20 protein-coding genes are annotated in these 18,408 nt (G+C 35.1%); all 20 read right to left on the reverse strand.

The annotated features are described in order from the left end of the window. Positions 1–79: 79 nt before the first annotated feature. Positions 80–820: a DUF6090 family protein gene (locus CA834_RS10425; RefSeq protein WP_133085488.1), complete on the reverse strand. Its 741-nt coding sequence runs from the start codon at positions 818–820 to the stop codon at positions 80–82. 32 nt (positions 821–852) lie between these two features. Next, on the reverse strand, positions 853–1,605 hold the full coding sequence (locus CA834_RS14715) for a DUF6090 family protein (RefSeq protein ID WP_206186869.1): 753 nt from the start codon (positions 1,603–1,605) through the stop codon (positions 853–855). Beyond that, positions 1,598–2,368: a DUF6090 family protein gene (locus tag CA834_RS10435; RefSeq protein WP_094968641.1), complete on the reverse strand. Its 771-nt coding sequence runs from the start codon at positions 2,366–2,368 to the stop codon at positions 1,598–1,600. Before CA834_RS10435 ends, CA834_RS14715 begins: the two co-directional genes overlap by 8 nt. Before the next feature lie 4 nt (positions 2,369–2,372). After that, positions 2,373–3,080: a DUF6090 family protein gene (locus CA834_RS10440; RefSeq protein ID WP_094968642.1), complete on the reverse strand. Its 708-nt coding sequence runs from the start codon at positions 3,078–3,080 to the stop codon at positions 2,373–2,375. Positions 3,081–3,105: 25 nt separating this feature from the next. Beyond that, positions 3,106–4,788, reverse strand: coding sequence for a DUF885 domain-containing protein (locus CA834_RS10445; RefSeq protein WP_094968643.1), 1,683 nt, complete (start codon positions 4,786–4,788; stop codon positions 3,106–3,108). Positions 4,789–4,869: 81 nt separating this feature from the next. Continuing rightward, positions 4,870–4,998 carry a hypothetical protein gene (locus tag CA834_RS14790; protein WP_262508275.1) on the reverse strand — a complete coding sequence of 43 codons (129 nt, stop codon included), beginning with the start codon at positions 4,996–4,998 and terminating at the stop codon, positions 4,870–4,872. Between the two features lie 43 nt (positions 4,999–5,041). Further along, positions 5,042–5,803: a DUF6090 family protein gene (locus tag CA834_RS10455; protein WP_094968645.1), complete on the reverse strand. Its 762-nt coding sequence runs from the start codon at positions 5,801–5,803 to the stop codon at positions 5,042–5,044. Positions 5,804–5,930: 127 nt separating this feature from the next. Then, positions 5,931–6,695 carry a hypothetical protein gene (locus CA834_RS10460; protein ID WP_094968646.1) on the reverse strand — a complete coding sequence of 255 codons (765 nt, stop codon included), beginning with the start codon at positions 6,693–6,695 and terminating at the stop codon, positions 5,931–5,933. Next, positions 6,692–7,435, reverse strand: coding sequence for a DUF6090 family protein (locus tag CA834_RS10465; RefSeq protein ID WP_165764783.1), 744 nt, complete (start codon positions 7,433–7,435; stop codon positions 6,692–6,694). Before CA834_RS10465 ends, CA834_RS10460 begins: the two co-directional genes overlap by 4 nt. A 39-nt stretch (positions 7,436–7,474) precedes the next feature. After that, positions 7,475–8,203 (reverse strand): hypothetical protein, encoded by a 729-nt coding sequence (locus CA834_RS10470; protein ID WP_165764784.1) that lies wholly within the window; start codon positions 8,201–8,203, stop codon positions 7,475–7,477. A 31-nt stretch (positions 8,204–8,234) separates the two neighbouring features. Then, positions 8,235–9,026: a DUF6090 family protein gene (locus tag CA834_RS10475; RefSeq protein ID WP_133085489.1), complete on the reverse strand. Its 792-nt coding sequence runs from the start codon at positions 9,024–9,026 to the stop codon at positions 8,235–8,237. Between the two features lie 48 nt (positions 9,027–9,074). Further along, positions 9,075–9,815 (reverse strand): DUF6090 family protein, encoded by a 741-nt coding sequence (locus tag CA834_RS14585; RefSeq protein WP_110476943.1) that lies wholly within the window; start codon positions 9,813–9,815, stop codon positions 9,075–9,077. A 31-nt stretch (positions 9,816–9,846) separates the two neighbouring features. Further along, positions 9,847–10,548 carry a DUF6090 family protein gene (locus tag CA834_RS10485; RefSeq protein ID WP_165764785.1) on the reverse strand — a complete coding sequence of 234 codons (702 nt, stop codon included), beginning with the start codon at positions 10,546–10,548 and terminating at the stop codon, positions 9,847–9,849. Between the two features lie 35 nt (positions 10,549–10,583). Beyond that, positions 10,584–11,330, reverse strand: coding sequence for a hypothetical protein (locus tag CA834_RS10490; RefSeq protein ID WP_133085490.1), 747 nt, complete (start codon positions 11,328–11,330; stop codon positions 10,584–10,586). 35 nt (positions 11,331–11,365) lie between these two features. Continuing rightward, complete coding sequence (locus tag CA834_RS10495; RefSeq protein ID WP_094968652.1) at positions 11,366–12,139, reverse strand: DUF6090 family protein; 774 nt, start codon at positions 12,137–12,139, stop codon at positions 11,366–11,368. Positions 12,140–12,328: 189 nt separating this feature from the next. After that, positions 12,329–13,744, reverse strand: coding sequence for an MBOAT family O-acyltransferase (locus CA834_RS10500; RefSeq protein ID WP_094968653.1), 1,416 nt, complete (start codon positions 13,742–13,744; stop codon positions 12,329–12,331). Positions 13,745–13,746: 2 nt separating this feature from the next. Then, positions 13,747–14,799 carry a hypothetical protein gene (locus CA834_RS10505; RefSeq protein ID WP_094968654.1) on the reverse strand — a complete coding sequence of 351 codons (1,053 nt, stop codon included), beginning with the start codon at positions 14,797–14,799 and terminating at the stop codon, positions 13,747–13,749. A gap of 2 nt (positions 14,800–14,801) precedes the next feature. Then, positions 14,802–15,830, reverse strand: a complete 1,029-nt coding sequence (locus CA834_RS10510) for a hypothetical protein (RefSeq protein ID WP_094968655.1) — start codon at positions 15,828–15,830, stop codon at positions 14,802–14,804. Between the two features lie 12 nt (positions 15,831–15,842). Then, the gene (locus tag CA834_RS10515) at positions 15,843–17,015 is read right to left on the reverse strand and encodes a DUF1624 domain-containing protein (RefSeq protein WP_094968656.1); all 1,173 of its coding nucleotides are present in this window, start codon (positions 17,013–17,015) and stop codon (positions 15,843–15,845) included. A gap of 5 nt (positions 17,016–17,020) precedes the next feature. Then, positions 17,021–18,313, reverse strand: a complete 1,293-nt coding sequence (locus CA834_RS10520) for a DUF418 domain-containing protein (RefSeq protein WP_094968657.1) — start codon at positions 18,311–18,313, stop codon at positions 17,021–17,023. Positions 18,314–18,408 lie beyond the last annotated feature (95 nt).

Genomic DNA, 18,408 nt, shown 5'->3' on the forward strand with positions numbered 1-18,408 from the left:
AGTTGTTGCGGCCAGATAGGGTTAATGGCGAATTTTTACGAGGTATGACATGAATTTTTCGATTTGGTCATTGAAAAATTTAGTCAGGCTTAATCATTTTATCAATGAGAGCTATCATGTCTATTATTTTCGTTTTAATATCATCTAATCGCTCACCTTGAACAATTCCATAAATCAAATAATTGGCTAACATACTTTCAAATTCCATAGTGTAAAAAAATTCATTTGGCAACGACTGGAAATTTGAACTAGGTAACGGCTCTGCCAATAGCGATGCTGAATTCGGTTTAATAACATAGTTGAATGAATTTCTGTAGGGAAGGATTTTCATGTAAAGAGGTGTCTTAAAATTGTCATCTAGATAAATTAACCGGTTGTCTACCTCACTTAGTTCGTCCATATATCTGTTCCATGAGGAGATATGTTTTCTAAGTGATTTGTTTTGTATAATTTCCATCTTGCCTGTATTGAGTATTTCGTTCAAGGTTCCGAGTTCAGGATCGAATGTTGGTGTAAAGATGTGCGCCAGTAATAGCTTTGTAATGCTGTCATTAGGAACCTCTGTTTTACTGTGAATTAGTTCCATAGCAGTAGAGTCATAAAATCGATACAAATTATTCTGCATAATTTTATTGTCTAATTGTGCCATGGCAGAATGTAAATCTAGTCTTAGATTTATTAGCGTGTCTCGTTCAATATGTCTATCTAATCTATTTTGATTCCAATTGTTAATTTGTAAGGCAATTAAGATTCCAATGACCACAAGGATAATTTCGCCAATGGCGTATTTGAAGTATTTGCCTGTTTTTCCTGTTTCCATGAGCCGAAGTCTAATGTGTCGAAAAAATTTAATCATTTAATCTCAGAATTAATTAAAACTAAAATTTCTTCAAGGACTTGTGAAGCTTCTATTAATTTTGCTTTTAAGGAATTAACAAAAATAATTTTATTCTCAATCATGTTTTCAAACTCGGGATAATCAAGCAAGCTTCTGTTATCAATATCAAAACCAGATACAGGAAATTTGATATCAGGTCTTATAAGAGTTTCATCAGCATTGAGCCAGCTTCCTTTTTTAATTACAAAATCAATAAGCACATAGTCAAATTGAAGGGATGAATTCTCCTTTTTATAAATATTATCGAGTTTAGGTTTCCAAAGCGATAATTTATTTCGTAAGTTTTCATTTTTGATGATGCTGAGTTTGCCAGAATTTATTAAATCGTCCAAAAATCCATTTCGCGGGAAATATTGTTCTGTAGCACTAATAAAATTAACTAAACTGTCAAAATAAACTTCAGAGGTGGGTTTACTTTTTTTACCAGTGAATTCTAAAATTTTAAGATTTGCTTGAACCGTTCGTTTTGTTCGAAATATCAGAGAATCAATCTGAGATGTATTATATAGAAAATCTTCTTTAAGATTAATGAGTGCATTTTGCTCTTCAATATTAATCTTTCTTTCCTCATTCCAATTATTGATCTGTAAGGCAATAAGAATACCAATAACGACGAGGATGATTTCGCCAACGGCATATTTGAGGTATTTCCATGTTTTTCCTGTTTCCATGAGATTGAGTCTTATCTGACGAAATAGCTTAATCATTTTTAGGTTTCGTTATGGTTATAATGTCATTGATAATTTCTGATGCTTTTTGATACCGCATTACGCGTTGTCTCATGTAGACTAAACAATCGTCAATGGCATTTTCAAAAGTAATGTCAGAGAAAAACTTAAGGTGATCGTAGCTCAAAGTGGATTGTCCTTCTGTTATAAGAGTTCCAAAGGCATCCAAACTTCTTAATGAACCGTTTACTTTGTAATAGTTTAATAGATAGTTAAAACCAATAGTGGCATCAGCATCTTTATCTTCTATGTCTGTGGACACCAATGACCATTCATACAGTTTCGTTTTTAAATCTTCATTAGACAAACCGCTTAACTTTCCGGAGTTCTCGAGATTCCTAAGTGTGTATTCACTTCTTTTCCAATAGGGATTTGTGATGGTCTCAAATAAAACACTATCCAATTTTTGTGAAGACAGATTAAGCTTTGGTTCCGGATTTATATTAGTAAGCACAAATGTTAGTGCCTTTTCTGCATTACCTAAAACGGTTAAAGTAGAATCTAGTGTTTTTCGGTTTTGTTGAAATTCTGCATGAAGTGTGTTTAATATTTTAGTTTCATTGAAAAGTTCCTTGCGCTCTTCATTCCAATTATTGATCTGTAAGGCAATAAGAATACCAATAACCACGAGGATAATTTCACCAATGGCGTATTTGAAGTACCTCCCTGTTTGGAAGGCAGGTTTACCTGTTTTGTTTTTTATCATAAGGTTATATCGGATTGTTCGGAAGAATTTAATCATACGTTTACAAGTTTTGCTTTAAGTGTAGTTTTTGAAGCATTTCTTGAATATGTTGCATAACAATTTGACTTAATTCAAGATAGCGATTAATAGTATGTCGTTGATGATCGAGTAGATTAAAATACATAACAGCAAACTTATTAGGGTCAAGGTTGCCAGCAGTTTTTCGTATAATGGCACGATAGAGGTGGGTTTGGTCTGTAGGATATTGGGTGCTCAAATTGCTTAAAAGTTGAAGATAAAACGAGGAATTTAATTTTGAAACTTCCAATTCAGCGTTTTGAACCCGATTAAGTTCCATTAGGCTATTGTTAAAAGCATTTGAAAAAAGATCAATATTACCGCTGGAGGTGAGGATGTTAAAGGTGTTGGTATTGTAGGTGTTGATGACACGAATCCCTAAAAAAACAGATTCTTTAAGATACTTAATATAGATGTCCTGTTCACTTAGTTCTTCTTTTTGAATTAAAGAGAGATAGGCGTTCATAGCCTTCAGAGAAGCATGATTTTCATCTATTCGGTTTTGAAGTTGAATCGAATCCTTCGTTAAATCGTTGATTAAATTTTCAATGTAATTTGATTTTAGTTGTTTCTTTTTCTCATTATCATTCCAATTATTTATTTGTAGTGCAATAAGAATCCCTATGACTACCAGAATAATCTCACCGATGGCGTATTTGAGGTAGCGGAAAGGTTTTTCTTGTTTTATCATATTATAACGGAAATGGCGAAAAAATTTAATCACTACTTTGATTTTTAATGGTCTCTAAATGTCTGTCGCGACCAGTCATTTGCCAATGTCCTAAGGATATAGGAATGTTACCTATGCTGTTTAACGCATCAAAAAAGTCTTTGACTTTAAAATCTTGTCCTACTGATTCTTGCTGTTGTGCATAGTCGGCTAGGGCACTTTCTAAAAGATACTTTCCGGTAATGTAGCTTGTGCCATAGCCTGGTTGTCTCAAATAGAGATGTTGCTCAAAAATAAGAAGTTCTTTTTCCGTTTTCATCCAGCCTCTTGGTGTGTATTCGCTATGAATACCGCCAGCTTCCTCCATAGTCATGATATTCGCATGGGCATATAAAGAGCCTAAGCCTCTTGCAGCGCGTTGTGCAATCATTATGTATACAATCTCTTTGGTTCTTGGACTGTCATCATACAAACCTGCCTGCATAAATAGCTCTTCAACGGCTGTGGCTGTACCTTCATTTCTAGAATCGAAAATATTATAGAGTAGGGGGCCTTTTCTAATTTCACTTGGGTGGGGTTCATTCTCCATTCGTGCAAGTTCGAACCAATGGTAAAAATGGGAATATAAGGGTCTAGGATCATAATGCTCGCCAATGACAAAAAAATTACGCTCTGCTTTTGGTACATATTCACCCAAATGCTCTCTTAATGCAGGCTCAAAATAAGGTTTTACGGTTACGATATCCTGTTTGTCTAAAAAGTTAATTAAGCTAGCGGCAGCTTCATTTGCCATCTTATCATAAGCTTCTGGTGAATTCGCATCTTCCAATTTTGGGAGGTTTCTGTTACGGTGTTCTTCGAGTTTTAAAGCCGTCCATGCACGTGCTAATTCGCGCTTTAAGATGGTGACCTCGTTTTCCCAAGTTAAGGGTACCAGATGTACATTTTGTAGATACCAGGTGTAATGGTCTTTTCCGATACCTGAAGGACCTGTTTTAGTTTTTGATTCTGATTCTAACCAGTTCACAAAAGCAGTCGTTGCTGTAATAGCCGTATCAATAACTGCTAGGATTTCTGAGTCGTTCTGAAGTTCGGGTTTAGATTTTAAATCGTTTAGTACCCCACGTTGCTCTTTAATATCCCGAATACCAGTAATCCATAAGTCTTTAGCATTACCGGTTAAGTTTTGTTTGGCTTGTTTGTATAGAGGTGGTATGACTTGTAACTCATGTAGAAATCGTTCGCGTTCATCTGAGGATAGGGGAAAGGTATAGGTCCATAACTCGGTGGTAGCATGGTTTGTTGGTCCTTCATGGGCCGGTACATCGCTCTTATAGGTCCAAATATTTTTGTAAAATGCCGGATCACGTTCCCAAGGTTTTAAAATATGATAGTTAAAGTCGTAACCATTCATTTCTGCCCAAACAATCATCCAATCCACTTTTTTATCTACCGCCCAACTTGTGGTATCTATAGCTTTTAATTGCTGTTGTAAGTCTTTAAATTGAGGCCAGCGCTTTTCAAAAGTTGCTTTGGTGTAATCTGGTGCCTTGTCTCTAAGAGGTGGTGTTTCAAAGTTTCGCCACTGTTTAAAGAGTTTAACTAAGTCGTCATAGCTATTAGATTGATAGGCCTGAGAGGCTATTGGTTGATTGGGGTCGACCTTTTCCGAATTGTCACAGCTCAAGGCTAATAAACAAAAGCAAAGTCTAATTAATATATGTTTCATTGGTTGGTTTTTAATAGTTTTAATTTTTCAAATAATCGTTTTTAATAGGGTTTATCTAACACATATTAATCTGTAAAGCAATTAGAACCCCAATAACCACATAGAGAATTTTAACAATGGCGTATTTAAGGTATTTACTTGTAAGGCCAATAAAATACCCACCATCACTGGTATTATTTCACCTATCGCATATTTAAGGTATCGTCCCATTTGGTTTTGCTTAATTAATGAACGACGCGTATTACGCAAAAATTCAATCATGGTTGAGTAGTTCTTTCTTTAATAATGCGTTTAGAGCTTTTGTATCGTGGATGAGGGTGTTTAACATAGTTATAGCATCCTTTTTAATCCAATAATGCGTAGCGATTATATTGATATAGTCCAATCTATTGTCACGTAATTCTTGGGCTAATTTATTATAAGGGGTTGTTGGAAATAGAAAACTCGAAGCAGGTTCAAAACGCATAATGCTATGCTCATAAGTGAAGGCCCCATCTACAGGAAGGGCCCATTCAGTGCTCACCCGTATTCGTTCTTTGACTTCCTCTTGTTTTGCATATAGTTTTACGAGGCTGTCTCGCAGATTGCTGTTTCTAATAACCTTAAGGTTGCCCGTACTCGACAAATCATCAAAGGTTGAGGTAGAGGAGGAAAAATTGGGATAGATACTACCCGTTTGAAAATAGGTGTTAGCGCGTTCGACTAAAAGAGAATCACTAGAATCACTTTTTTTTAAAGCTTCACTAAACCTTATAATAGTTTCTATGCCTAGTTTTATGCGGTTAATCTCTGCATTAAACGTCGTAATATTCTCGTTGGTTTCAACCAGAAGACGATTGAGATAGAGACCCTCCTCAATGACAGCTTTTCTTTCCTCATTCCAATTATTTATCTGTAAGGCTATTAAAATACCAATGACCACAAGGAGAATTTCACCAATGGCATAGAAGCCGTATTTCGAAATTTTATTCTCGTAGAGCAGTTGCTGCCGAATCCGGCGAAAAATTTTAATCATTTACTTCCTTTAGGTTGAAAGTAAATTAGGTCAATGGTTGTAGTTGAGGTTGCTAACCCTAAAGATATTAAAATGCTATCAGTTGTTCGTTCATCTGATTTTAATTTCTTGGGATTTGAAATATATTTTATTGATTTAGGTAGTTTTCTATACGTTTTGATAAGACTAGGTTCGATGCTTTATAGGTGCTTAAATTGTCAAAAACCAAAGCACTTTGGTGCAGCAGACCTACTAAAAAGTTGAGGACTTCAGGTTCCTTAACAAATGTTTTAAAATCGGTTTCAAAGGTGTTTTTCAATTCCAATCGATAATTAGGAATACTTTGGTAATTTGTGCTTGTTCTAAGTTTATCTAGTGGAACGAATGTGCTCGATTGGTTAAAGTTAAAGCTTCCTGCTTTTTGTTGATAAACCTCCAAAGACCATTCAAGGAATTGGCGTGAATAATAACTAATAATAGCTTCGGGAATGCTGTTGTCTTTGATTTTTTGAAGTAGGCCACTTCCATACAGGGTTTGATAATTCGTATTGAATTTAGAAAATTTACGATATTCGAAAGCGTTTAGAAAATATTGACCTAATTCTTCATTGCTGTAGTTTGCTTTACCTTGTTGGAAAAGGATAATATGTTGAACGCCCTCCATTATAGTGCTGTAATAGGCAATTAAATAATCGATACGTTCTGCTTCCAACTTTAAATCGGCTTGAATACCGATTAACAGTTCTTCTGTTACTATTTTTTCTTGAGCGTCTTCCTTTTGAATATTTAATTGAAGCGCGATAAGAATACCAATAACCACAAGTACAATTTCGCCGATGGCATATTTAAGATATTTAGCAGTCTTATTTCGATTCATAAGGTCGTATCTAATCTTTCTAAAGAACTTAATCATATGGCCTGACGTTTATTCAGTTCTTGGTCAATCAAATCGATAAGGGCTACAACATCTGATTTAAGTCCCTTGTAATGAAAATTAATGTAAAGGTCAGTCCAGTTTCTATTGGTTTTCAGGTAGTACATAAATTCTTCATCCTTTTTAAGTAATTCAAAATCAATAGGTCTCAGAGACCCAACAAAATCACCTGAAATGATATCATAATCGACACCTCCTTCGAATCTAAGCGGAAAAATTTCTTGAATCCCTAAAAAGTAGTTTTTAGCATAGTCATCTTCAGCAATACCAAAAAACCTGTAACGCGAGTCATAAACATCTATAATTTTCTTTCGTAGTTTCTGATTTGAAATGATATTAACACCTTTGGCTTTTAAGGATTCAAAAGCACTAGAAGAATACACAAAACGAGTCACAAAAAATGCCTTAGCAAAGAGTTCAGATAGCGCATCTTCATGTATTTGGTTTGAGGATGTCATGAGTTCTAAAATTGAATCGCAGGCTAAAAGACTTGCTTGGTGTTTTGCAATATTATAGTTTATATCGGCCAAGTCAGTAGTCAAGGATGTTTTAAAAGAACGCAGCATTTCAAGCTCAAAGGCTCTTTCTTTTCTAGTTTCATTCCAATTATTAATCTGAAGCGCAATGAGAATACCTATGACCACGAGAATAATTTCGCCAATGGCGTATTTGAAGTACCTCCCTGTTTGGGAGGCAGGTTTGGATGTTTGATTTTTCATAAGCAAGTTTTTACGAATATGTCTGAAGAACTTAATCATTTATTGGATTTTTTCAATTTCAGCTTTCAATAATTTTATAATGCTATCATTAACTATATTAAAAGCAAGATTTTTTCTTTTCATATTATTTAGGAGAAACATTTTATTGTCTACCATGCTTTCAAATTTTCTACTTTTTAAAATAACTCTGTTATCAAATTGAGATAATTTACTTTTTCCAATCCTTTCTTTTATTGGGGCAAACCTGTAATCTATCTGCCTCAAAGAAATATTGTCATACAGAAATGGTACGAAATTGTTTGATCCATCTAAATTCTCTACATCCTCGGTTCTTTTGATATCTGAATATAAACTTGGTATTTGATATAAATAATCACGAAGGCTGTCGGATAATATTAATGATAATTGACCAGAGTTTAAGGCCTCGTTAAGAGTTGATCCTTTGTAAATTAAATCTGGTGAAGTTAGTATAGAGTAAATTAGTGTATCAATTGTTTTTTCACCAGTATGAGCAGGCTTAGTCCCAATAAATCCCAAAAGTGTTTCACAATCCTTCATTAAGGATTCTATGGATTCTAAATTTTCTTCAACTGCTTTTTTATTTTTTTGGCTTTCAAAAAGTAGCCTTCCCATCAGATTTTTATTCGCCTTGATATCATTTCTGTCATTATTCCAATTATTGACTTGTAAGGCGATAAGAATTCCAATAACAACAAGAATAATTTCGCCTACGGCATATTTAAAGTATCGTCCTGTTTGATTTTTCATAATAAGGTTTTGACGGTTGCGACGGAAGAATTTAATCATTATTGGTTAGATAATTTTCAATGGATGATTTGAGTTTTTCTGAACTATCTGAAAGCAGTTTTAATTGATACATGATGCCCTGAATGTTTTGAGCCTTTTGTCTTAAGGTGTTAATTATAAAAATATTATTCTTATAATCTTCCAGAGACTTTTCTTCAATATTATAGTCTGAATACTCTACAAGTTTTTCTTCTTGAAAATCAAAATCCAAATCAGGAAGCTTTATTCCAATTTCTTGGATATATTTTGAAACGTATGCAAATGGTTTATAATCAAAACTTAAAATATATGGAGCTGTAATGTTTCTCGTGTAATCACTAAGTGCAGAATACCAACCCTCGTAATCAATAGTATAATATTTTACGATTTCATCATTTAAGGATTTATTTCTAATTAATCCCAATTGGCTGGAAGCTTTAATGTTCTCAAAAGTTGTGGTATTCAATGCCAGACCACCAACAGCTAAAATTGAATTATAATGTTTAAAAAATGTTTCCTTATTTGCTTTTTTTCTGTTCGCTAAAATATCCAGACATTCTATATAATTATTGAAATCTATTTTTTTTGATTTTAATTCAATCTCTATGAAACCTATATCAGAATTTAGATCAGTTAAAAAACTATTTAAGATAATTCTTTCCTTAATTTGATTCTTTCTGTTTTCATTCCAACTGTTAATCTGAAGTGCAATGAGAATTCCAATAACCACAAGTATAATTTCACCTATGGCGTATTTGAAGTACCTCCCTGTTTGGGAGGCAGGTTTGGATGTTTGATTTTTCATAATAAGGTTTTGACGGATGTGACGGAAGAATTTAATCATATAAAAAGCTTAAAAGCAAAATGGTTCAATTTTCTGAATTAAATCTTCGGCTCTTTTCTTCATTTCGTTTATTAATTGTTTTTCGCGCTCACAAACTATTATTGTTAAATTCATTTCATCTTGTAGTGCAATGAAAATAGGATGATGGGGATCTCTATGCCAATTGACACTTTTTAATAGCGTTTGTAACTCTTTACTATAGCTATCTCTATAGAAAGGTACTTCTTGAATTCCAAAGTCCGTATAATTAATTAGTCTGGATGAATCCGTTAAAAGGTTTTGATTGACTTCAATAATTTGTATGGCATTGTCTAACTCAGAATAATAATTTAAAATGGCATTTTTTAAGTCCTGATTTTTTAGATTTTCTAATTTTCCAGAAGATGTAATATCAATGATGGCCGATTTAGAGGGGATAAAACGGTAGGACCGCACAGCAGCTAAGTAATCATCTAGTAAAACGGATTTATCCTCTTGAATTTTTAATAGGTTGATTAAAAATCGATTTGTACTTATTTGTCGCTCATTTAGCGTTGCTAAAGAACGCTCAATATTTAAGAGGTCATTGCTGAGGTCTTCATTTATTTTGCAATAATAGAAAATCTCTTGTTGTTTGAGTTTTCTGGTTTCATTCCAATTGCTTATCTGTAAGGCAATTAAAATTCCTATAACTACGAGGACAATTTCTCCGATGGCGTATTTGAAGTACCTCCCTGTTTGGAAGGCAGGTTTACCTGTTTTGTTTTTCATAATCAGTGATTGACGGATGTGACGGAAGAATTTAATCATTTAAATCGGTATTTATTGAATCTATAATACTCCGCGCTTTACCTTTAAAATTTCTGAGTTCGTTGGTATAGATGTTAAAGAACAAGTAATAGGCAGCCATTCTGTTTTTAGCATCGTCATCATAAAGATAGTATTCTATAAAGTTCTCATCATGCCGACCCATTACATAACTCCAAGTAAAACCTTTCCTCTTAAAATGAAGGTTATTGTCTAAAAACTCTTGGGCCAGCTCTATTTGGGCTATCTCTATTTCGTAAAGATGTGTATTATAAAAATCAGCTATTTTGTTAGCCAATGATTGATTTGAATTACTGATACTAGGTAAATTTTTAAGCAGCTCATAACCTCGCGTGCTGATTCTAATATCATCCCAACCACGAAATCCCAATTGAAGGCTCGGATTTTTTATAACCTCTTCTTTGATAAGCTCGTCTCTTAAAAAGGATAAAAAAAGTGGTTTTCTAACGGAATCATAGTAATTCAAAAACAGTTCCGTCTTCGCAATATCTGCTTCTAAATCTGATTTTATGGTAGAATAAATCCCATCGGTAAGTTGTTTTAGTTTTCTATTTTCATTCCAATTATTGATTTGAAGTGCAATGAGAATACCAATCACCACCAGAATAATTTCACCTATGGCGTATTTGAAGTACCTCCCTGTTTGGGAGGCAGGTTTGGATGTTTGATTTTTCATAATAAGGTTTTGACGGATGTAACGGAAGAATTTAATCATTTTAGATCCATTTCAATATTGTTTAAAATCCTATCCGCGGTTTCAATTAATTTAACTCTGTCATTATACATTATAAGCAATGTGCCTCGTCTGGAAATGAGGTTGTTAATAAACATACGATTATTAAATAAGCCGAAATGATCTGTTTTTAAATTGGGATTTGTAATTATTTGATAACGATAATCTCTAAAATTAAAATATGAAAAGGTATCTGCGTAAGAGATATACTGCTCCCAAATAGTGGATTCTTTTTCAATTCTAATTTTCTGTATAGTTCTTGTTTCTTCGAGATGTTCTTCTACGAGCCAGGGCCAGATGAGTAGGTCTTTTTTGAGCGCTTCATTTTCTATAATATCAATTTTACCTGTGTTGAATAATAGATCCAACAATTGAAAGCTATCGTTGAAAGAATAAGAATTACCCATAAATGATAATAAACTATCCAGAGTTTCTGCTTTATAAATCAATTTGGGCTTGTTGCATTGAAGTAGCATCTGGTCAATTGCATTTAATTCCTTGATGGTAAACTCATTAAACTCAAACAGTTCATTTTTTCTCATTTTAAAATCGATAGCGAGATTTTGGAGAATTTTCCTTTCTTCTTTTTTGAGTTGCTGTTCTTCTTTCCAGGTGTTGATTTGTAAAGCGATCATAATCCCAATCACCACCAAAATAATTTCACCTATGGCGTATTTGAAGTACCTCCCTGTTTGGGAGGCAGGTTTGGATGTTTGATTTTTCATAATAAGGTTTTGACGGATGTGACGGAAGAATTTAATCATTTTTTGTCATTGTTCAGTCTAAGCTCTATTAGTCGCTTGGTAGTCATCATACCTTCTTTAGTTAAATCATACCTTCTAATTTTATAATCTCTATACTTTTTAGCTTGCTTCAATAGCATAAGAAATTCAGTATCGTTCTTTACTTTTTCAAAGTCTAAAGGAATATAGCCTTCTGGTACTGCGACTTTATTTCCATTCTTGGTATTGTATCTTGGTAATTGAATGGTATCATTATCTATAATTTCAAAGAAGGATATAGAAGTGTCGTAGTTAGGAATAAAGTTCTTTATATAATAGTCGCTTAGTAATAGTTCAATATCAGGATAAAACGCATGGTCTTTGCTTATTCTTGGGAAATAGCTCTCATATAATAACTGTAATTCATCTTTGAGTATACTATCCTTAATAAGTTCAAGCCCTTCCATTTTTATTTTGTCGTAGGCCGCTGATTTCGGATAAATATACTCATCATCTTTTAGCCATAGGAATTCATAAACCAAATCTTCTGTAAAAGGGGCGTTGTTTTGTATTGCCTTTAAAATTCTATCGTGACTTCTTTGTCCGAGTTTTAAAAAAGTTAAATCTGTTGAGACGTCGTACTCTAGGGATTCAATTTCGCTCTTAATTTGCTTTAGAAGCTCCAATTCTAAGGCCTGTTTTTTTCTTTGTTCATTCCAATTATTAATCTGAAGGGCAATTAAAATCCCAATAACCACCAGAATGATTTCACCTAGGGCGTATTTGAAATATTTACCTGTTTGATTTTTCATAAGCAAGTTTTTACGAATATGTCTAAAGAACTTAATCATACATCTGGTTTCTATTTTTTCCGTTAGCGTCTATCTTCAAAATCCCCAGTTTCGTGAGGACTCCACTAGAGCTTTGATTTTGCAAAAGCAAAATTGTGTTTCGATAATGACGGATAGGACGGGAAAATTTTAGCATTGAAGCAAATTATTCTAAAACTGAAAATATATAAATTGTTCACCGCTACCTTGGGATATTACAATGAGAAAGAACATCAGAGCCCATGCTATTCCCAACACCCATGAGGGTGTGTTTTTAGCTAGAGCCTTAAGGGAACTATTTCGCATCAACCAGTGGCATAGAAACATTATGGCAATGAGGCTAGTGACTTTCAGTATTTCAAATGTACCTAGTATTTTGGTGCCATCTGCTTGCATATAGAACATGGATGTAATCATATTCCATGCTTTTTCAAATGACCGGGCTCTAAAAAACACCCAGGTAATGTTTACACAAGAAAAGGTGAGGAGTGCTAAAAAAATACCGTTATAAGCATTAACCTTAAAAGGGATGTAACGTTTTTGGATACGCTCTAGAATGAGGTAAGACCCATGAAGCCCTCCCCAAACCATAAATGTCCATGCAGCACCGTGCCATAAGCCTCCTAATAACATAGTGATCATTAAGGCCGCATACATTTTGGTAATGCCATGTCTATTACCACCTAAGGGTATGTACAGATAATCTCTTAGCCATGTTGATAAGGTAATATGCCAACGGCGCCATAGGTCTGAAAAGCCAATAGAGGCATAAGGATACCTGAAATTATCAGGGAGAATGATACCTAACATTAAGGCTATACCAATAGCGCAGGTGGAATAGCCTGCAAAATCGAAAAATATTTGTCCAGAAAAGGCAATAGTTCCTACCCAGGCATCTACGCCATGCAGTAATTCATTTGAGCTAAATACGGTATCTGATGTTTCAGATAAAAGCGTATCGGCCAAAACCACCTTTTGAAATAAACCTATGGTAAGTAAAAACAATCCCCATATAAACTGCTCTACTGTCGCCTTTTTTTCTTCATAGAATTGAGTGATTAAATCTGTGGCCCGTACTATAGGACCCGCAACTAACTGAGGGAAAAAAGTAACATAGAGTGCAAAATCCAAAAACGTTCGGGCAGGTTTCATTTTACCTTTATACATATCTATGGTATATGACATGGTCTGAAAAGTGTAAAATGAGATGCCCATTGGTAAAATAATATCCATGGGTTGTGCCTGAAAGTCAATACCAATACTATTGAGAAGGGCTACAAAATTTTCGAGCAGGAAATTACCGTATTTAAAAAAACCTAGAAACCCCAAGTTAACAATGAGGCTTAAAGTCAACCAGAATTTTCGCTTGCTCTTATGGGTTTCTTTGGCTAATTTATTTCCTGCCGTATAGTCTACGATTGTAGAAATCCAAAGTAATAAGACCAAAGGAGGATTCCATAAACCGTAAAACACATAACTAGCCAATAGCAGCATACGTTTTTTATTGGTCCAGTTAAATAGTTTTGAATAATATAGCCCGAGTACAAGTATTAAAAATACTACAAAGCTTAGTGAGTTAAAGAGCATATCTAGTTGATTTTTTTAGTTAGGTGTTTATCTTGTATGAGTTTATTTACAAAATCCTGAGTATAGGTTTTGGCATCCTGTGCATTCATATGAGACCATTCTGGTAAAGTGTGTTTCGACATAAACTCGTAATCTTCAAAATGATAGTTTGGGCAATCTACAATGTCAACAAATTTGTCCCATACCTTTTCTCTTGGCATCGCCCTGCTGGAGTGCACATACCATTCAGCCTCAACTTTGTGCCGTACAAGAACTAACCGTCCACCACGTGCTTTAAATTTCTTTATGAGTTGATGTAAATGATCAATACTTTCAAATGCTATTTTTTCTGTGTCCTCAGAATAATCGGGGAGGTTGGGGAGAAAACTATTCCACACATCGGTTATTTCTTTTTGGTAAAAGGGGTTCTCCGTTAACCTAGGGAACATTATGAGATTTCTATCTTCGTCATTGTAACCAATATTGACCAATTTAAATTCATTGTCTTCAACGCGATTTTCGGTGAAGGAGATGGTATTGATAAGGGATTTTAAATCTAAGTTGTTATATGATTTAAGTTCCGACGAGGATAACATCACTAGATGTCTTTGAAGTGGTTTAGACAATGCAAAACCAAGTTTTTGCGCATATGTTCTGTTATAGTAATGCGCAACCCATTGTCGTGCCGTCACACTTCTTGGATGATTCGGAGACCTGAAAACCATAAGGGGTACAATACCCATAACTATGGTGCCATTAAAATCGGTATTATTTACAATATCTTCAAGAAAAGGGCCTGGAGGTTTTCCGTTGGCGCTTAAGTGAATGGGTTTAACACCTTGTATTTCCTCCCATATGTGTGTATTGAAATTATAACCTGTTCTGGAAGCCCCGATTAAAATCACATCATCAGATGTTAAATGGTCAACTTTAGCTCTTTGCTCTGACCATAAGTTTCTATCATCTTCTAAATACGCCGTATAGTATTCTGGTTTTGTACGCCAATAGCACTCCCAAAGTATAAGACTAAGACTACTAATTATGATGGCTAGTATCAGCGATTTTCTTAAGTCCATGGCTAAGGGATTAAGGCGTTATCTTTTTCCATTATCTGTATCAGCTCTCTTGTAAAGAAACGTGCGTCTTCTGTGGCAAGATGCGACCATTCTGGTAAAAACAAATTTTGGAACTGTGGATAGTCAGCGTAATGGTATCCTTTTACCCCAGTTTTTTCTACCAATTCATCCCAAAAGCTGTCCCTGGGAAACCCTTTGGTTTCAACTTCTAGAAATAGACCAGAGGAAGGACATCGCAATAAAATCAAATTTCCACCTCTAGCCTTGAATTTTTCGGCCAATTCCAGAAAGGCAGCTGTTGTTGATTCCTTATCTGGAGGAGGTCGATCACCATTGGTTAAGATTGAGGTCCAAACCTTTTTAATCGTATTGGCATATGTTGTATCGTTGGTCACATATTCAGGCATTTTCATGTGCCTATTCAAATCAATTTCCTCGAAATTATAAAATGGAGGTCCTTGTTTTGGCCCGCGATTACCTATGTGAATATGACTTAATAAGGTTTTTAAGTCTACATCAGAATCCCAACTTTCATCACCGTCCCTAATAAAGGCCAAGTTGGTTTGAAGTGGCACGGACAGTTTATGATTAATTATTTGGGTATAGGTTCTATTGTGATAATGATCAACTAGCGTTTGAGACCGCTTTATAGGGGATGCTTCAGGAAAGGTCGTTGAAAAAAACAATGGTGGCGTAATCCCAACGACAAGCGTGCCCGAAAAGTCCGTATTATTCACAAGATCTCTAAAGACGGGTATCGGCGAAGCCCCTTGGGTGGCAAGCATAATCGGCTTAGTCTGTGTTAAGTCTTGCCAAACGTCTAATTGAATGTCATACAAAATGCGCGAAGACCCTATAAAAACCACCATATTGCTATGGTCTTTATCGAGTTGCGTACGCTGATTGGCCCAGAGATTTTTATTGTCATCTAAATTAGGCATTAACCCTTGGGAACGCCAATATGATTCCCAACTAACCAAACCAAATAGGCTAAGAATGATACCGATAAATAAGGATTGTTTTAGTTTCATATTAAATAAATATTATAAATAGCTTAGCCACCAATAATGGCGGTGTGTTTTCTTATAGTTCCAGAACCAAACGCAAACGGGATAAAGCGTCAGCACCACAAATAACCAGACCAGGTAAACCACTCCTAAGGAAAAGCCATAACCTTGCAGTCTCGTTTCAAAAGTTATAAATATTTCAACAAACATCAAGTTTGGATCATAGCCCGTTAGATATACGGCAAAAAGCGCGAGCAAATGGATATAGTAAATGTGTATGATGTAAAAAAACATCGGCACTTTTCCGAACAATACCATCATGTTGTAAACAGTACCTTTAAAATGTTCTGCCCAGGCCAATACTATTAAAGATGGTCCAAGTGTTATCAGCAAATACAGCAGTGATGGTGGGTATTTCGTAATATTGAAGAAAGAGATTACGGTTTTAGTGAATTCGTCGTAATGTAACCACGGCGTCATATTGCCGTATACATTGAATATTCGGATGACAAAAAACAAAACAACTGCGCTAAGCCCTAGCTTAATTAATAAACGTCGTCTAGCAGAAGGGTCATAGCTAGAGTTGTATAGGCTACCAAGATGATAACCTAGAGGCATAACAAAAATCCAGGGTATTAAGGGGTAGGCACTTATAATTCTAACATTTTCTGTCAATTTAATTGGGCCTCGCACGTGAAGTAGTGTCCACAAATCGCTGAATTGCCCTCCCGTAAAACCGTCTAAGCTATTATGGCCAAAAATGACAATGAGACACACAGGAATCATTATTTTTTTTGGGATGTGCGCAAAAACAGCTAAAAAGATCATTGAAATACCAAGTAACCAAATCACTTGAAAAATGATACTATTAAAATTGAATAGGAATCGCCATCCAAAAGCAATAATAACTATTTCTGCAAAAACAAGCCATAAACCTCTTTTTATCAGCCATTTGCTAAGTTCTGAATTTCCAATCCGTTGATGAACAAAAAAGGCGGAAGTACCAGCCAATAAGACAAAAACCGGAGCACAGAAATGCGTGATAAAACGCGTAAAAAATAACCATCCATTGGTTTGGTCAATATCTGTAGGGCTAAAATAAAAAATATCTCTATGAAAATAATCACGCACATGGTCTAAAGCCATAATGACAATGACCAAACCTTTTAAAAAATCGAGGGATTGAACGCGCGATTTATCTTGAGCCATTCTTATTATCTTTTAAAGGGTTGCTTCTTACCATAGGTCAATGAACGCCATACCCATTCAAATGGGCCGAACTGAAAATACTTTAACCATATTGGACTGGTGATGAGTTGGAAAATCCATATACTGAAAACCACATAGTATAATTCATAACGCTCTAATTGACCGTAGAGTCCAAAACCTATGAAAACAATAGAAGTGATGATACTATGCATTAAATAATTAGAGAGTGCCATTCTACCAACAGCAGCCAATCCCGATTGAAGGAAGCCGATAATTCCGGACTTGATAAACAACATAAAAAGACCAATATGGCCTAAGGTTACAAATAAACGACCTACACTGTAAGTCTGTGAGGCTTCATAAATTTTTAATGCATCGAAATTACTATCGGTAATCAATCTAACCTCATAGTAATTAATACTTAAGCCAACGATATAGCCGATAAGCAATAATACTGCGTAAAATTTTACGGTTCGTTCACCATGCAGGATACGCAACTTAAAAAATGCCATACCTAAAAACATAAAACTTAAGATATCCCATGCGCCATAACGATATTGGAACCAGGTCTGCATCCATTGAATCTCACTAGCTTTATGTTGCATTACTTCGAAATAATTTCCATGCATACCATCTATTTGCTCCTGTATCTCTTCTGATGTTTTTTTGTGTTTCGCTTCGTCCCATTTAGCCACAGCTTGTTCAGCGTTTTTATCGAGGGTGGCGCCGCTTTCTTTTAAGGCCGTAGCTTGTTCCGCTTCTTTTTTAAGGTCTTTGTTTTTGTGATAATCGCTAACATCCCAGACCATTCCTAAGCCTATTAAAACCGCGGCAATAATCAATAGATTTTTAACCGGTAGGTTTCTAAATGGAAACAAAAAGAATCCAAATAGGGCATAGGCATATAGTATGTCTCCATTCCACAGGAATACCCAAGAGTTTAAAAGTCCAAACAATAATAACCACACTATTCTGCGGTAGTAAACATCTGCTGTAGAAATACCAGCACCTTTATCGATGAGACGTGTGGTAAGTAATATGACGCCCGCACCAAAAAGAATAGTGAACAGACCGCGCATGGTGCCTTCAAAAAACATTTCGTTGGCAAACCATACCCCATAGTTTGGGCCTTCGGTATGTCCAAGTACACTTGGGTCTGAATACGAAAAGGGTAATCCCATACCGTTTATATTCATTAGTAAAATACCAAACAGGGCGATACCTCTAATTACGTCTAGGGCATTAATGCGCGATTGATTTTGTGTAGGTTTAAATTCATTGGTGGTTAGTGGTTCCATGGATTATTGACTTAGTTTAGTTGAAATGCGTCTTTTCTTTGAAAAGAAACTTGTTTGGTTAGGTATAGGTGATGGTGTTAATACTTCTGGTGTTA

The sequence above is a fragment of the Winogradskyella aurantia genome (genome assembly GCF_002266855.1).
Classification (GTDB): Bacteria; Bacteroidota; Bacteroidia; order Flavobacteriales; family Flavobacteriaceae; genus Winogradskyella; species Winogradskyella aurantia.

What these genes read in the sequence shown, in the direction of transcription:
- CA834_RS10495 (WP_094968652.1), bottom strand. Translation starts at nt 12,139, where the DNA reads ATGAAAAATCAAACAGGTAAATATTTCAAATACGCCCTAGGTGAAATC.
- CA834_RS10470 (WP_165764784.1), bottom strand. Translation starts at nt 8,203, where the DNA reads ATGAAAAATCAAACAGGACGATACTTTAAATATGCCGTAGGCGAAATT.
- CA834_RS14715 (WP_206186869.1), bottom strand. Translation starts at nt 1,605, where the DNA reads ATGATTAAGCTATTTCGTCAGATAAGACTCAATCTCATGGAAACAGGA.
- CA834_RS10510 (WP_094968655.1), bottom strand. Translation starts at nt 15,830, where the DNA reads ATGAAACTAAAACAATCCTTATTTATCGGTATCATTCTTAGCCTATTT.
- CA834_RS10475 (WP_133085489.1), bottom strand. Translation starts at nt 9,026, where the DNA reads ATGAAAAATCAAACATCCAAACCTGCCTCCCAAACAGGGAGGTACTTC.
- CA834_RS10465 (WP_165764783.1), bottom strand. Translation starts at nt 7,435, where the DNA reads ATGAAAAATCAAACATCCAAACCTGCCTCCCAAACAGGGAGGTACTTC.
- CA834_RS10515 (WP_094968656.1), bottom strand. Translation starts at nt 17,015, where the DNA reads ATGGCTCAAGATAAATCGCGCGTTCAATCCCTCGATTTTTTAAAAGGT.
- CA834_RS14790 (WP_262508275.1), bottom strand. Translation starts at nt 4,998, where the DNA reads ATGGGACGATACCTTAAATATGCGATAGGTGAAATAATACCAGTGATG.
- CA834_RS10460 (WP_094968646.1), bottom strand. Translation starts at nt 6,695, where the DNA reads ATGATTAAGTTCTTTAGAAAGATTAGATACGACCTTATGAATCGAAAT.
- CA834_RS10490 (WP_133085490.1), bottom strand. Translation starts at nt 11,330, where the DNA reads ATGAAAAATCAAACATCCAAACCTGCCTCCCAAACAGGGAGGTACTTC.
- CA834_RS10505 (WP_094968654.1), bottom strand. Translation starts at nt 14,799, where the DNA reads ATGGACTTAAGAAAATCGCTGATACTAGCCATCATAATTAGTAGTCTT.
- CA834_RS10500 (WP_094968653.1), bottom strand. Translation starts at nt 13,744, where the DNA reads ATGCTCTTTAACTCACTAAGCTTTGTAGTATTTTTAATACTTGTACTC.
- CA834_RS14585 (WP_110476943.1), bottom strand. Translation starts at nt 9,815, where the DNA reads ATGAAAAACAAAACAGGTAAACCTGCCTTCCAAACAGGGAGGTACTTC.
- CA834_RS10425 (WP_133085488.1), bottom strand. Translation starts at nt 820, where the DNA reads ATGGAAACAGGAAAAACAGGCAAATACTTCAAATACGCCATTGGCGAA.
- CA834_RS10520 (WP_094968657.1), bottom strand. Translation starts at nt 18,313, where the DNA reads ATGGAACCACTAACCACCAATGAATTTAAACCTACACAAAATCAATCG.
- CA834_RS10445 (WP_094968643.1), bottom strand. Translation starts at nt 4,788, where the DNA reads ATGAAACATATATTAATTAGACTTTGCTTTTGTTTATTAGCCTTGAGC.
- CA834_RS10440 (WP_094968642.1), bottom strand. Translation starts at nt 3,080, where the DNA reads ATGATAAAACAAGAAAAACCTTTCCGCTACCTCAAATACGCCATCGGT.
- CA834_RS10485 (WP_165764785.1), bottom strand. Translation starts at nt 10,548, where the DNA reads ATGAAAAATCAAACATCCAAACCTGCCTCCCAAACAGGGAGGTACTTC.
- CA834_RS10435 (WP_094968641.1), bottom strand. Translation starts at nt 2,368, where the DNA reads ATGATTAAATTCTTCCGAACAATCCGATATAACCTTATGATAAAAAAC.
- CA834_RS10455 (WP_094968645.1), bottom strand. Translation starts at nt 5,803, where the DNA reads ATGATTAAAATTTTTCGCCGGATTCGGCAGCAACTGCTCTACGAGAAT.